Here is a 14,412-nt window from a genome sequence, read left to right as displayed (position 1 = left end):
CTTATGCCTTGGCATTTTTATGTTATGTCTATCATGTATATCCTCGCGGGAATCATGCATTTTATAAAACCACGAGTATATGGAGCGATTATGCCTTCCTATATTCCTAATAAAAAAGGCATGGTTTTTTGGAGTGGTGTGGCAGAAGTTGCTGGAGGCGTAGGATTACTCTTTGAAGAAACTAGAGCTATTGCAATCTGGGGAATTATTGCGATGCTCATTGTTTTTTTTACGGTTCATATCGATATGCTAAGTAATGAAAAGCTGAAGGGTAAATTTCCCTTGTGGGCATTATGGATGCGCTTACCATTACAATTCGGATTAATTTACTGGGCTTATCAATATTTATAGATGTCATTATTTCCAGAAGAACCATATTCACTTAACCTCCCAGATGCAGACGTTACCTATTACAAGAACATGCTCACAGAGGAAGAGGCAGCATCGTATTATGAAACGCTGTTAGAAGAAATCTCGTGGCGTCATGACGATATTAAGGTTTTTGGAAAAGTATACCCACAACCGAGACTTACGGCACTCTATAGTTCCAATGCAAAATCATACTCCTACTCAAATATTACCATGATGCCTGAGCCTTTTACAGATGCATTAGAAGCCATTAAAAAAAGAGTAGAAGAGATCGCTGGAGTTACCTTTACTACTTGTCTTCTCAATTTATACCGTGATGGAAATGATAGTAACGGCTGGCATGCAGATGATGAGAAGGAGTTAGGTGAAAATCCTATTATAGCTTCTGTAAGTTTAGGAGCTCCTCGCCTATTTAAATTTAGAAACAAAGTTGATAGAACTAAGCAAGCTAAGATTATTTTAGAGCCTGGCAGCTTGCTGTTAATGCAAGGAAGCACACAACATTACTGGCATCACCAGCTACCTAAAACTGCGAGAAAGGTGGCTCCTCGTATTAATCTTACTTTTAGAATTATTGCATAGAAAAAGCAAACGTTTAGGGGAAACGCTTGCTCTTAAAAACTTCTCATTACAAGAAGGAACATTCTTAACTTAGGGGTGAAAGCCGTGTATTTTCAAAAAGCCTTAGAAGTTATTTATCTGTTAGTAATCTAGGGGTTACTCGACATCGTTATAACAAAATCTTCTAAGGCCAAATATTTTATGATAAATGCTCGGTATTTTTCCGCTATGGATTTTTGCACAGAACATTTATTACAAGAAAGAAAGAGGTGCTGTTTATGAAACATCTAGACGTTGTGCTTCACTCTAACACATGTCTAAAAAAAACCAACAAACTAACCTTAAAACAAAAAAAACCACAGCACCTCTGCTCTCTCGTATTATTGCGGTGCAAAGCTATGCGTGCATAGTATATTTTAACTTGTATAAAATTTACTTTTAATTGTACAATATTTAGAAAAACATTAAGATTTGACTAAATGTTTATTAAAAATTAAATTGTATCTTAATCAGTATCAAATCTTTAATCCCCAAATCATATGCAAAGATTCAGTTTACAAGATACTTTTCTGATAAAAAAGTTTAAGAAATTAGACAGACATCAAGACGAAGATAAGCGTACTTATTTTGAAATTATTTTTATAGAAGAGGGAAAAGGAAAGCATTTTATCAATGAATTTATTGTCTCTTATAATACAGGAGATATTTTTTTAATCGCCCCAGATGATACTCATTGGTTTGAAATAAATGAGGTCACCACATTTTGCTATTTCCAATTTACAGAGTCTTTATTCTCAAGTAAGATGAACTTGCCTGATCGATCTTACTGGTTGCACCGCATAGAGCGTATCATACAGCATCCCAATCTTGTACCAGGTGATGTTATAACTGCAGACTCTGATAAGCAACTCATCTGGCAAATTCATGATGCCATTGTACTTGAATATGAAATGGCCAAAGAGTTTTACAAACACAATATCTCAAATATGGTAAGTACCACCTTGAGTATTATTGCGAGGAATATTACACGTGACCTCAAACCAGGATCTTTTACTTCTAGAAAAGACCAACATACTACTATAGACGTTATTCTAAACTATATAAGGCAGCATGTATATGATAAGGATAAAATGAAAGTAGCCGCCATTGCAGAAAAATTATCGATGACTAGTAGTGGATTAAGCGCATACTTCAAGAAAAAGACTGGAGATTCACTACATCATTATATCATCATGTATAAATTACACCTTGTAAAATACAGATTAAAAAATACAGACTTCACGGTTTCAGAAATTGCGTACCAGCTAGGCTTTACAGATGAAAGTCACCTCACTAGAATTTTTAAAAAATACAATGAGATGACTCCAAAACAATATAAAACTAAAGAGGACGAAGTAATTAATGATGAAAATACACTCTAGCCCAGTAACTCATTAAGAAGTTGAGCTAGGCGCACTCCTCCTTTTTGTAATTGACCTCTCAATGTATTAAAGTAATCATACATATAGCGGTAGCCTAGTTTATCACCTTTTTTAGTTTTTGAGTAAATATCTTTAACAAGAGTTCTACTATCCTCCATCCAGTCTCTATAGGTACCAGCTGCCATTGCTTCTCGTTGTCTTTTTGTAATTTCTGGCATATTATCTGCAAGTTCGGTATAGCTCATACCGTAGCTTTCAATCATTTGTGTATCCCATACACGGTGTAAGTTGGTCCCGTCATTGTACCACTGTACTTGAAAATCATTTCCACCTTTATCTTCTCCTATGCCAGTGTGAAGCGGTTGGTGTAAGTCTCCTATAAAATGTACTAGCATTCGTAAGTTAAAAGCCTTCTCCTCCTTTGTAGCGGTTTCTGATTTTATAATATTAATACATGATTCAATCCCTGTAATAATATCTCCTCTTTCATTCTTAGGGTGTACATCGTATGTACTATCAAAAGGTACATTTACATAATGTTGTGTACCATACTTTCTATATTTAGAGTCACTTTTGATCTCATCTGCATAGGTAGATACTAGAGCAAGCGACTCGCCATCAAGTATTTCGGCAATAGCTTTTCTTGCTTTTTTAGACAGATATTTTTCTGCAATAGCTCCTGTAGCTCTGTGGCCTGTCTTTCCCCAGTCGTAAGCAGAGACATTTGATGTAAAAACAAGAACTAGTAATAATGAAATAAGTGTACGCATTGAATATTTTTTTGCCAAATGTACAATGAAACTTCTGTGTTGCGTGTTATAAAAGTATTAAGAATAGATACGCTTTCGCGAAAGCGTGAAACTACACTATCTTTATCATGGCAATAATAAACACCCTTATGATTATATATACTTTTCTCACTAGAACCAAAATACTCTTTACCCTCCTGCTCCTGGGCCTCATACAACAAGGGCTCATCGCGCAAGAATATGGCGGCAGCAGTGATCTGCGTATAAGTGATATGGTATATGGCACCTTACTTACTCCTGAAGTTCCTACCTCAAAAATTGCGATTATCATTCCTGGGTCAGGACCTACAGATCGTAATGGTAACCAGCAAATGATGCGTAACAATAGCCTTAAACTGCTTGCTGAATCACTAGCAAAAGAAGGTATTGCAAGCATACGATATGACAAACGCGTACTTACGCTTCTCAAGAAAAACGCATTGCAAGAAGAACGTCTAGATTTTAATATGTTTATAGAAGACGCGGTAGCTGCCATAAATTATGTAAAACAACAAGGACGTTTTAAAGAACTATATGTAATAGGTCATGAACAAGGTTCGCTCATAGGAATGGTAGCCGCCCAGCGTACAGAAGTACAAGGTGTTATCTCGCTCTCTGGATCTGGGCAATCGATAGATCAATCCATCATCCATCAGATAGGTTTACAAATGCCAGATCTCAAGGACAAGGCTATGAGCGCATTTGCCACACTCAAAAAAGATGGACGTGTGACAGATTACTCTCCTGCACTTACCTCTATTTTCCGTCCATCTGTGCAGCCGTTTATGGCAAGCTGGATGCAGTATGAACCTAAGGTTGAAATAGGTAAACTTACTGTGCCAACTCTCATTATTAATGGTACAAACGACATACAGACTTCAAAGCAGGAAGCCGTTTTATTACAAGAAGGAAATAGTGAGGCAACTCTTGCCATCATAGAAGGTATGAACCATGTGCTTAGAATTATAGATGGTGATGATCTAGAAAACACAAAGTCTTATAATAATACGAAGCTTCCTATAGCTGAAAAGCTTATAAATACCGTTGCTGGGTTTATTAAAACACACTAGTATACCTTAGGCTGTCTAGATAAGATAGAATTACTACATTTGACTACTCACAGTCAACCATGTTTACAATCTTTAAGATGAAAAAAATCTATTATATTATTGCTTGCTCATTACTTATAGTAAGCTGTGATGTTCTCAATAAACCACTTGCTAGCTCTAATCTAGTAAATCAAAAAAACAAACTCACCCGTAGCGCAATAGATCTTGTAAGCTTGAGCAATGATCGTATTAAAGTGCGTGTGCAACCTGCACCTATATATAAGGACGTAGCAACTTTTTACATTCCTGAGACGGTGCCAGGCACTTACTCTGATGATGATTATGGAATGTTTATAGATAGTGTTGCTGCCTATGGAACTTTTGGGAAGAAGCTTAAGGTTACAAAAACTTCAGATAATACGTGGGATATTAAAAATGCCCGCACTCTTGACTACATCGATTACTACGTTAATGACACTTATGATGTAGAGGCCGAACATACTATTTTTTCTCCTGCGGGGACTAATTTTAAAGAAAACGAGCAGTTTATGCTCAATTTACATGGAATTCTTGGGTACTTTAAAGACCAAGAGGAAATGCCATATTATGTAGATATCAATAGACCAGAAGTTATGGAAGCTACTACTAGCCTTCCACGCTTTGCAGACTCACTGTATGTGGCGCAAGATTTTGGAAATACAGGGATTACAGATACCTACAAAGGCGATCGATATTTTGACATTGTCGATAATCCTATCATGTATAATGTACCTAACAAAGAGGTATTTACTGTTGATGATATTACAATCGAGCTTAGTGTGTACAGTCCTTCTGGAACGGTAAAGGCGTCAAGCCTTAAGCCTAATATAGAGCGTATGATAAAAGCACAAAAGAACTATTTAGGTGATTTTAATGCTACAGACCGTTATACAATCTTACTATACCTTACCACAGGCGAAGCAGATGATGCACAAGATCTAGGAGCGCTAGAACATCACACCTCTACGGTGGTGGTACTTCCAGAGTCTATGCCTCAAGAAAATCTCGATGCAGCTATGGTAGATGTGGTATCACACGAGTTTTTTCATATTGTGACTCCGCTTAATTTACATGCTACGCAGATTCATAAATTCAAGTACAATAATCCGGAGATGAGCATGCACTTATGGATGTATGAAGGGATTACGGAGTACTTTGCACAGCACTTCCAAGTGCAGCAAGGACTTGTTACTCCAGAAGAGTTTTACAATACACTCGTTCAAAAAATAAGCAATGCAAAAAGGTATGATGATGCCATGTCATTTACTAAGATGAGCGCAAACATTCTTGAAGAGCCATATGCATCAAATTATGGTAACGTATATGAAAAAGGAGCTCTTATCGGGATGTGTCTTGATATACTTATGCGTAAAAATAGCAATGGTGAGCGTGGTGTTCTCGACCTTATGAAGGAGCTTACGTATCAATACGGGCCTCACAGACCTTTTGAGGACAGTAATCTGATCCCGCAAATCACCCAACTCACCTACCCTGAAGTGGGCGAATTCTTTACAAACCACGTGATAGGCACACAACCTATACAGTACAAAGACTTTTTTGATCTAGTAGGACTTGATTATAGCACTACGCTAGTAGATACAGGCTTCTTATTGGGAAAGGAACGTCCTTATATTAATGGAAACAAAGAAGACAATACCATTTATGTACTTCCAGGAAACCTCAATACATTTCTCACTGCGCTGGGCGTACAAGGAAATGATGTGATTACCGCAGTAAATGGAACTGCTTATGATCTTTCTAACGTATACGATTTAATAACAGTCTCAAATAGCTGGAAAGTAGGCGATGCTATTACTATGACGGTCTTAAGAAATGGAGAAGATGTGCAACTTACTGGAACGATTATCACACCACAAATTCCGCAGGCAACACTGGTAGAATTACAGACGTACGACGATGGCTTAGAGCAAGTTCTACGTGAGAAGTGGCTAAAAGGTTCTTAAGTTTTATCGCTTACAAGACATTTTTTTGATACATTCGGGGGAACTAACCATTCCTGATGTATAAATTGCTACTCTGTGTACTCCTTGCGGGAGTAAGTACAGCGCACTACGCTCAAACCAAAGAAGTAGGTGTATCCTTTATAGAAACACCTATTACGATAGATGGTGTACTTGATGAAACTGCATGGAACAAAGCCGTCCCAGCAACAAACTTCTGGCAATATTTCCCTACAGATACCATACAGGCACCTTATCAATCTGAGATACGCTTTTTATACAATGACAAAACCTTGTATGTAGGCATCAAAGTCTCTTCGCAGGGCGACGATTATATAGTCCCATCGTTGCGCCGTGACTTTAGAGCTGGCGGTAGTGACAATATCACCTTAATGTTTGACACCTTTAATGATGGTAATAATGCATTCCTTTTTGGCTCCAACCCTGCTGGGGTGCGCAGGGAAGCGCTAGTTTCTGGCGGCGGAAAAGATTTGAGAGGTTTTACCACTAGCTGGGATACCAAGTGGGTGGGAGAAACCACGGTACACGACGGATACTACGTTTGTGAGTGGGCAATCCCCATGAGCGCCTTTAAATATAGAGAAGGCGAAACACGATGGCGTTTTAATAGCTATCAGTTTGACACCCAAGACAACTCCCGCAATACGTGGATACAAATACCGCAGAATCAGAATATTTTTAATCTCGCTTACATGGGCGATATGGTCTTTGAGAAACCGCTAGGTAGCTCAAGAAGTCCTATTTCTATAATTCCTTATGTAAATGCCATTGCTGGGCAAGACAGAGAACTAGACGATAACTTTACTGAGATTAAAGTGGGCGGCGATGCTCGCTTTACGATAGGCAATAGTCTTAATCTTGATGTCACCATAAATCCAGACTTCTCCCAAGTAGAGGTAGATAATGCTATTACAAACCTCTCTCGTTTTGAAGTAGGATTGCCAGAGCGCAGGCAGTTTTTTATAGAAAACAGTGACCTCTTTGCAGATTTTGGCGATCCGCGGGCGGCAAATCCTTTTTTCTCGAGGCGCATAGGTATAGCCGAAGATCTTGATGGAAACACGGTACAGAATAACATTGTAGCAGGTGCACGCTTGAGCGGTAAACTCACAAACAAGCTACGGGTGGGTATACTCAACATGCAAACTGAAAATGATGAACCTATTGAGATTGCTGCAACAAATAACACCGTTGTAGCCTTACAGCACAGCGTTTTCAGCAGGTCAAACATAAGTGCCATTTTTGTAAACAAGCAGAATACTAGTAATGCTGCCTTTGTACAACCTGATGAAGAATACAACAGGCTTATAGGTCTTGATTATAACCTAGCCAATAAAGACAATAGCTGGAATGGTAAATTTTACCTCCACAAATCCTTTACTCCAGGGATTGATAGCAAGGACTACTCTGGCGGAGCGCGCATGGAGTACAATAAAAACAACTGGCGCGCGACCAGTGCTACGCTATTTATAAATGAAGACTTCAACTCTGAGCTTGGCTTTATACCTCGTAAGGATATCTTTAGGAACTTCAGTAAGGTAGAAAGGCTCTTTTTCCCGAAAGGGGGACCAATTAATAGACATATATTTTCTTTAAACTCCTTCTTTGTATGGCGGCCAGAAGTCGCTTTTACCCTTGGCGACCGCACGCTCTCACCACAGTGGGAAGCCCAGTTTAAAAATACCAGCAGCCTGAGTGCAAAACCTAGAACGCGCTACACAAAACTCTTTGACAGCTTTGACCCATCGCGATCTGACGGACTAGAATTACCAGAAGGAAGCGAGTACCGTTATACCAATCTGGAAGTGGAGTACAAATCTGACCAACGGAAGAAGTTTTACTACACGGCAAATACAACCTACGGCGAGTTTTTTAACGGTGAGATACTCACCTTGCGAGCAGAAGCTACCTTGCGCCTGCAACCTAAACTCGTGCTAGGTATAAACGCCCGCTATGATAACATAGACCTCCCTGCTCCTTATGCAGATAATCGCATCTGGCTTGTAAGCCCGCGTGTGGATGTTACCTTTAGTAAAAACCTGTTCTGGAATACGCTTGTGCAGTACAGTACCTTGCAAGATAACTTTGGGATTAACTCACGCTTGCAATGGCGATTTGCCCCGCTTTCAGACTTATTTTTGGTGTATAATGACAACTATTTTACAGATACCACCTTTGCTCCTCGCTTCCGGAGTATTAATTTAAAACTTACTTACTGGCTATATTTATAGGGATTTTGGTATTTTCGGTTTCCTTTGGCAGTAAGCCTTAGTTTATTTTTTATGCTTCTTGCAGTGAAAGTGATCCCATTTTCGCGAAAGCGTAATTACCCACATTATTATGGAAAACACACCTTATTTTACAAATGACGCCATTGTTTTTGGCCTCATTGCGCTTGCACTTGCATTTATATTTTATACCTCGAGTAAGAAGACAGGCTTCTGGGGGAAATTTTACGGCATTGTGCCTGCCCTACTGCTATGCTATCTCATCCCTGCGATTTTTAATAGCCTGAGGCTGATAGATGCAGAGAGTAGCCAACTGTATTATGTGGCGAGTCGTTACTTGCTACCCGCATCGCTGGTGCTTATGACGCTTAGTATAGACCTTAAGGCAATTGTAAACCTAGGCCCTAAGGCGCTTATCATGTTTTTTACAGGAACGATAGGGATTGTGATAGGTGGCCCGCTAGCGATACTTCTCATCTCTGCTGTATCACCAGAAACAGTAGGTGGTGCAGGACCAGATGCAATATGGCGTGGCCTCTCTACACTGGCGGGAAGCTGGATAGGTGGCGGTGCAAATCAAGCCGCGATGCTAGAGATTTATAAATACAATCCTGCCAAGTATGGGCAAATGGTACTCGTAGACATAGTAGTAGCAAACGTATGGATGGCGGTATTACTCCTAGGGATAGGCAAATCAAAACGCATAGATGCATGGCTTAAGGCAGATAACACAGCTATAGAAAAATTAAAAGAAAAGGTATCAATCTTTGCCGAAGGGGTAAAGAAAAACCCGACGCTTTCTGATCTTATGGTAATGCTGGGTCTTGCCTTTGGCGCAGTGGGTATTGCACACTGGGGAGCTGGTGTTATGAGCGCTTTATTTTCTGATATCCCAAAGGACTCTGCGCTTGCATCCTTTGGCTCTACGTTTTTCTGGATGGTCACGATTGCAACTGTGATAGGGATTTTACTCTCCTTTACAAAAGCCAAAAATTATGAGGGTGCTGGAGCTAGTAAAATAGGCAGTGTGTTTATTTACATACTAGTTGCGAGTATAGGTATGAAAATGGATCTCACTACTATTTTTGAAAACCCAGGGCTTATAGCTATAGGTTTTGTGTGGATGGGTATACATGCGGGACTCATCATACTGGTGGCAAAACTTACAAGATCTCCCTTTTTCTTTCTTGCTGTGGGAAGCCAGGCAAACGTGGGCGCGGCAGCCTCTGCTCCTATTGTTGCGGCAGAGTTTCACCCATCGCTAGCTAGTGTGGGTGTGTTGCTAGCAGTTTTTGGCTATGTGGTGGGAACTTATGGCGCTATACTCTGTACAATTTTAATGGAAATGGCAGCTGCGGGCTAGTATTATATGTAAAATAGTAGCATATTTGCCGTCTATAATTAAAACCAATTATGAATAAAATAGCATACATTCTCTTATTAAGTATCTTGATGGTTTCATGTTCAAAAACAGGAAATCTTACAGTCACTGGAACGGTAAAAGGTCTTAAAAAAGGAACTTTATATGTACAGCGCGTGCAAGATACCATGCTTGTAAATCTAGACTCTCTTGTAATAGACGGTGAGCCAGAATTTGAGTTTATACTTGACATAAAAGAACCAGAGGTATACTACTTACACCTTGATAAGGCAGATGAGTCTGGTTATGATGACCGTATTCCTTTCTTTGCAGAGGCTGGTATTATTAATATCACTACCTCCCTTAAAAACTTTGAAGGATTTGCTGCTGTAACAGGATCTGAGAACCAGATGCACTGGACGCAGTTTAAGAATATGAACAAGCAGTTTAATGATAAGAATCTTGATCTTATAAAAGGTTCTTTTAACGCTAGACAGCGAGATGATCAAGAAGAGATTCTTGCTTATGATGATTCTTTACAGCAACTACTTAAAAGAAAGTATCTATACACGGGTAACTTTGCTACAACAAACAAGGAACTTGAGATTGCTCCTTACCTTGTAATGACCCAGATACCAGATGCTACCACTCCTTACCTAGACACTTTATATAAGACTTTCCCTAGAAAAACTAGAAATTCTAAATACGGGAAGCAGCTCAAGAAGCTTATAGAGGAGCGCAAGAAACAGTAAGCACCTTTAAGATCGTACTACTATTATAAGCATGATGTGATTTTACATAAAAATGTAAGGTTCATGATTATAAATTAACCTACTTTTGCAGTCAAAATTAGAACAATGGCAAATATTAGAGATTTAAAAAAGGATATCAATTTTGTACTAGGTGACATCATTGACGCAGTATACGTTTGGGAAGCACTTAATCCTAAAGAAGATAGAAAGGAAAGTGAAGCAGTTATAGATGACGCTATCGCAACTTTTGACACTTTAATTGCAAAGGTAAACGACCGCAAAGTAGAGAATAGAAGTAAAAATCTAGTGGCAGTACGTGCAGATCTTGAGAAGGAAGCACAGTCACTTGTAGCTCGTATAAACAAGCTATAATTTTTTTAAAAAAAAGGGTTGCATATATAATAAATGATATTATATTTGCACCCGCAATGCCGATGTAGCTCAGCTGGCTAGAGCAGCTGATTTGTAATCAGCAGGTCGTGGGTTCGAGTCCCTCCATCGGCTCAAAAAGGTCTTCTTTTATTAGAAGGCCTTTTTTGTTTTATATAAGTTCTTGGTGTGGTGTGGTACGCTTTCGCGAAAATGTGATATTATAACCTCATAAAAGCCGCAATAAACACTTCCCTCCTTCCTCTTCTCATAATCTCCTAGACTGTCGTTTAATTGCTTTTATAACTCATTTAATAAATGGTCATGCTACCGTTTATAAAGTAGTGTAGTTATGACCTACTCGATAAAAGCACAGCAGTAAAATTCATTGTATATTTAGTCCACATAAAAAAGACTGCAAACTAAAGCAAATCTGCAATCCCGATAGTTATCTGGGGCTGTATTTGATTTGTGTAGTGGATTGTTAGGTGCAATTACATAATACTTCAAAATGATAACTAAAGCAACATATTACATATTAGGAAATGGAATTACTTTTGAAGAAGATGAAATTGAAATATCATCTTATTTAAAAATTAGAAAGGTAAGCAAAATGTCTGTTTTTGAATTAGCTGGTTTGGGAGCACAAGGTTTCAAGCAATGGTCATTAATTGAACCTTTTTGTTATCTAAAAAACAATTTTGAAATAATAAGTTCTGAAAACGAATCGAGTTTCGGATATGATATCTTGAATAGAGCTTGGCTATTAAATACTTTACTTGTTTTAAGAAAAAAAACGAGTATTAATTCTATTGCTCTCCTCAATCAATCTTGGAATAAATTAAAAGACATCAATAATGTACAAGCTAATCTTTGTGATTATCACGTAAAAATGCTTAAAACCGAAAGTCTTAATGAATTAAACGTTGGGAATGGAGATATTGAATGGTTAAAAAAATATTATGAAAATGCAAATACTTTGGCATTTAAAAATGAAAAATTCAGATACGCATTAGAGGTTATTAATTCTTGGAGATATTGTGTGGATGTTAAAAGTGCAATAGCCATTTTATGGGCTGCAATAGAAAGTATAGTAAATGTTTCTATAGAAATTAGTTATAGATTATCTCTTAGTATCTCATCACTTTTATATGAAAGGGGAGATGAAAGGATTCAGAAATTTAAGGAAATTAAAAAACTATACACATTACGCTCTAAAGTAGTTCACGGTTCGAATTTAAAAGATTCTCAAATTGAAAAAGCTCTGGTAGAATCTTTCGAGTTACTTTCTGAATTAATAGTATTTATGATTGAAAAGAACAAGTTGATAAAGGACATTGATTTTGAAAATGCAATATTTAAATAAGAGCACCTATCAAAGAACTGAGTTCAAAAACAAGCCCTTTTAAGCTAATTTTGATCCATAGTTTTCATTGCATGGTCTTCCTGATTTTATGATGGCAAAGGCTTGTATTAAGAGTTTATTTGCCACTGCGATGAGTAGTAGTTTGAAAGCTCTACGCGCGGCGACAGAACCACAAATAACTGTATATTTAGACAATCAATTAATAAACAAATAAATACAGGCTACCCAGCAAAATGCCGCACTCGCTTTATGCAGTGGCCTGTTAGCAAAAATGGCTTAAAAAAAATAATATGTTAGATAATATATATGAAAATTTCTCAGATAAGGGTTTAAAACAAGCTTTAGCAGTCTACGGCGGACTCCTTATTTCGGCTGTTACTATACCGATTGTAATTTTGGCAGTCGAATATTTTTTAAATGATAAAATTTCTTTCAATAAAATAATGATTATTTTCCTAGTCATTCTTTTCTGGAGCCTCTTTAATATTGACTATTTAAAGAAAAGATTGAAAACGAACGAAAAGTCTGAATAGATTAAAGGAACCAAAAATTAGATGGACTTTTAACGAGAACGGACTTTACTCAGACGCAACTGGTGCGCAGATGGACTTCACTCGGACGGAAAAAAATAAGAAAACGCAATCGTTCGTGCTTACTCATGCGTGTCGCCACATTTTGCTAACAATACCTAAACGTAATGCGGACTTTAGGGCAAAACCGCAAGGTCTGTGTATATTTATAATGTCGCTAAATCTTATGGATTTAGCTTTGGACAAAAAAAAAGAAAAAGCAAAACAATAAGCTTTAGCTTCGTGCGTAGACGGAAACTCAATGTTTCCTTACTACCGCACTACGCTTAGCCTTGACCGTGGACGGCTGATTGCCAAAGGACATGTTTTTCATCTCAAGATAAGCCACATCCAAGGCAGTAGCATACTTGTAAATTCCCGCCAGAGTATGGCTCCTCTTCAAAATCAGAACACCTCAAAAGTCGTTGAAATATCGAAGAGTTGGGTATAGATCGAGTAAGGAGTATATCCGCTAAGATTTTAAAGCTCCCACCCTACCAATCAGCCGTCCACAGGCCACTACTCAAAAATGCCTAGGGTATACATCTCAATTATAGAAAGCTCACACGTAGTTGCAACCAGCCACAACTATTACATAACGCGAATACGACATTTTTGAAAGCTCTACGCGCGGCGCACAACTCCAAAATTCATTGTATATTTAGACCAAACAAACAAGACCATAAACTAAAGCAAAATAGCAATCACGATAGCTATTGGGAGTTGTAATCGCTTTATGGAGTGGTCTGTTGGCAAACATTTCATGAAAAACTTACTACAAATTTCCCTAATTATATCAATGATAGGATGTTCTTCCTCTAAAAGTTTGATTGAGAAAGAACCATATTTATACACGATAGAAAATCTTGATGGCTCACAAATTAAAGTAAAAAGTCACTTGACTGACAGCCTTAACAATGAGGATTATGAAACCCTAAAAAATCACTTAAATGATATTTCTGACAAGGCTATAGATTTTGATAAAAAAATTATCATAAACTTCATTGACAATGACCCAAGTATACAGAAAAAAAACTTTCAAGTTCCTTGGGACATCTTTTACGGAAATATGGAAAATGATTTGACTAAGTCTGGTCAATCTAATCACTTTTGGGTTATAAATAAAAGAGTTAAAGACTTGCATTATTATCACGGAAATAAAATTAACTGGATTGTTGATAAAAATGACTTAATCAGAGAATTGTTTTTTAGATACGACGGACTGAACGGCGGTTTCGTGATAATTAAACCAAATGGCAGTTATTTCTTAAAAATTGGTGAATATCGAAAATCTGAAGTAATAACAACTCATAATGATTTTAAATAAAACGTTTACCAACAAAGAACTGAGTTAAAAACCAAGCCTACTTCGGCTACGCTCAGCACAAGCTTTTAAGCTAATTTTGATCTATAATTCTCATCGTAGGGTCTTCCTGATTTTATGATATCAAAGGCTTGTTACCAATACTTACTCTCTTATCTTACTTCCATTACGCTTTCAAGAAAGCCTATTTGTAAATAGGGACCTTGTAAATGCTAAATGCTCCCCACAGAACTCC

At 37.8% G+C, this 14,412-nt stretch carries 13 protein-coding genes and 1 tRNA gene; 13 read left to right on the top strand and 1 reads right to left on the bottom strand.

Annotated elements, in window-relative coordinates; all coding sequences use genetic code 11:
- Positions 1–3 precede the first annotated feature (3 nt).
- The 3 genes from D017_RS10655 to D017_RS10645 all read left to right on the top strand — a co-directional run bounded on the left by D017_RS10655 (position 4) and on the right by D017_RS10645 (position 2,351).
- Entirely contained in the window at positions 4–351 is a 348-nt protein-coding gene (locus D017_RS10655) for a membrane protein (RefSeq protein WP_035336454.1), read from the top strand.
- Positions 352–951, top strand: coding sequence for an alpha-ketoglutarate-dependent dioxygenase AlkB (locus D017_RS10650; RefSeq protein WP_035336452.1), 600 nt, complete (start codon positions 352–354; stop codon positions 949–951).
- A gap of 518 nt (positions 952–1,469) precedes the next feature.
- Complete coding sequence (locus tag D017_RS10645) at positions 1,470–2,351, top strand: AraC family transcriptional regulator (protein ID WP_035336451.1); 882 nt, start codon at positions 1,470–1,472, stop codon at positions 2,349–2,351.
- Here D017_RS10645 and D017_RS10640 read toward each other — a convergent pair.
- Entirely contained in the window at positions 2,348–3,121 is a 774-nt protein-coding gene (locus tag D017_RS10640; protein ID WP_035336450.1) for a S1/P1 nuclease, read from the bottom strand. The two genes, D017_RS10645 and D017_RS10640, sit on opposite strands and share 4 nt — an antisense overlap.
- Positions 3,122–3,249: 128 nt before the next feature.
- Here D017_RS10640 and D017_RS10635 point away from each other — a divergent pair, with 128 nt between their 5' ends.
- The 10 genes from D017_RS10635 (at position 3,250) to D017_RS10585 (ending at position 14,180) form a co-directional block, all read left to right on the top strand.
- The gene (locus D017_RS10635; RefSeq protein ID WP_051583877.1) at positions 3,250–4,209 is read left to right on the top strand and encodes an alpha/beta hydrolase; all 960 of its coding nucleotides are present in this window, start codon (positions 3,250–3,252) and stop codon (positions 4,207–4,209) included.
- A 77-nt stretch (positions 4,210–4,286) separates the two neighbouring features.
- Positions 4,287–6,191: a hypothetical protein gene (locus tag D017_RS10630; RefSeq protein WP_035336448.1), complete on the top strand. Its 1,905-nt coding sequence runs from the start codon at positions 4,287–4,289 to the stop codon at positions 6,189–6,191.
- A 56-nt stretch (positions 6,192–6,247) separates the two neighbouring features.
- Positions 6,248–8,440, top strand: coding sequence for a DUF5916 domain-containing protein (locus D017_RS10625; protein WP_035336446.1), 2,193 nt, complete (start codon positions 6,248–6,250; stop codon positions 8,438–8,440).
- Positions 8,441–8,549: 109 nt separating this feature from the next.
- The gene (locus D017_RS10620; protein WP_035336445.1) at positions 8,550–9,800 is read left to right on the top strand and encodes a DUF819 family protein; all 1,251 of its coding nucleotides are present in this window, start codon (positions 8,550–8,552) and stop codon (positions 9,798–9,800) included.
- A gap of 50 nt (positions 9,801–9,850) precedes the next feature.
- On the top strand, positions 9,851–10,549 hold the full coding sequence (locus tag D017_RS10615) for a DUF4369 domain-containing protein (protein WP_035336444.1): 699 nt from the start codon (positions 9,851–9,853) through the stop codon (positions 10,547–10,549).
- Positions 10,550–10,654: 105 nt separating this feature from the next.
- A complete protein-coding gene (locus D017_RS10610; protein WP_035336443.1) occupies positions 10,655–10,921 on the top strand; it encodes a hypothetical protein in 267 nt (88 codons plus the stop codon).
- A gap of 58 nt (positions 10,922–10,979) precedes the next feature.
- A tRNA-Thr gene (locus D017_RS10605) sits at positions 10,980–11,053 on the top strand.
- A 376-nt stretch (positions 11,054–11,429) separates the two neighbouring features.
- Positions 11,430–12,284: a HEPN domain-containing protein gene (locus D017_RS10600; RefSeq protein ID WP_035336441.1), complete on the top strand. Its 855-nt coding sequence runs from the start codon at positions 11,430–11,432 to the stop codon at positions 12,282–12,284.
- Positions 12,285–12,574: 290 nt separating this feature from the next.
- The gene (locus D017_RS10595; RefSeq protein ID WP_035336440.1) at positions 12,575–12,817 is read left to right on the top strand and encodes a hypothetical protein; all 243 of its coding nucleotides are present in this window, start codon (positions 12,575–12,577) and stop codon (positions 12,815–12,817) included.
- A gap of 799 nt (positions 12,818–13,616) precedes the next feature.
- Positions 13,617–14,180, top strand: coding sequence for a hypothetical protein (locus D017_RS10585; RefSeq protein WP_152023888.1), 564 nt, complete (start codon positions 13,617–13,619; stop codon positions 14,178–14,180).
- The last annotated feature ends 232 nt before the right edge of the window (positions 14,181–14,412 follow it).

It is taken from the genome of Dokdonia sp. PRO95 (assembly GCF_000355805.1).
Lineage (GTDB): Bacteria > Bacteroidota > Bacteroidia > Flavobacteriales > Flavobacteriaceae > Dokdonia.
The sequence above is the reverse complement of the archived record's forward strand: the minus strand, read 5'-3'. Positions and strand labels throughout refer to the sequence as shown.

What these genes read in the sequence shown, in the direction of transcription:
- D017_RS10655 (WP_035336454.1), top strand. Translation starts at nt 4, where the DNA reads ATGCCTTGGCATTTTTATGTTATGTCTATCATGTATATCCTCGCGGGA.
- D017_RS10650 (WP_035336452.1), top strand. Translation starts at nt 352, where the DNA reads ATGTCATTATTTCCAGAAGAACCATATTCACTTAACCTCCCAGATGCA.
- D017_RS10645 (WP_035336451.1), top strand. Translation starts at nt 1,470, where the DNA reads ATGCAAAGATTCAGTTTACAAGATACTTTTCTGATAAAAAAGTTTAAG.
- D017_RS10640 (WP_035336450.1), bottom strand. Translation starts at nt 3,121, where the DNA reads ATGCGTACACTTATTTCATTATTACTAGTTCTTGTTTTTACATCAAAT.
- D017_RS10635 (WP_051583877.1), top strand. Translation starts at nt 3,250, where the DNA reads ATGATTATATATACTTTTCTCACTAGAACCAAAATACTCTTTACCCTC.
- D017_RS10630 (WP_035336448.1), top strand. Translation starts at nt 4,287, where the DNA reads ATGAAAAAAATCTATTATATTATTGCTTGCTCATTACTTATAGTAAGC.
- D017_RS10625 (WP_035336446.1), top strand. Translation starts at nt 6,248, where the DNA reads ATGTATAAATTGCTACTCTGTGTACTCCTTGCGGGAGTAAGTACAGCG.
- D017_RS10620 (WP_035336445.1), top strand. Translation starts at nt 8,550, where the DNA reads ATGGAAAACACACCTTATTTTACAAATGACGCCATTGTTTTTGGCCTC.
- D017_RS10615 (WP_035336444.1), top strand. Translation starts at nt 9,851, where the DNA reads ATGAATAAAATAGCATACATTCTCTTATTAAGTATCTTGATGGTTTCA.
- D017_RS10610 (WP_035336443.1), top strand. Translation starts at nt 10,655, where the DNA reads ATGGCAAATATTAGAGATTTAAAAAAGGATATCAATTTTGTACTAGGT.
- D017_RS10600 (WP_035336441.1), top strand. Translation starts at nt 11,430, where the DNA reads ATGATAACTAAAGCAACATATTACATATTAGGAAATGGAATTACTTTT.
- D017_RS10595 (WP_035336440.1), top strand. Translation starts at nt 12,575, where the DNA reads ATGTTAGATAATATATATGAAAATTTCTCAGATAAGGGTTTAAAACAA.
- D017_RS10585 (WP_152023888.1), top strand. Translation starts at nt 13,617, where the DNA reads ATGAAAAACTTACTACAAATTTCCCTAATTATATCAATGATAGGATGT.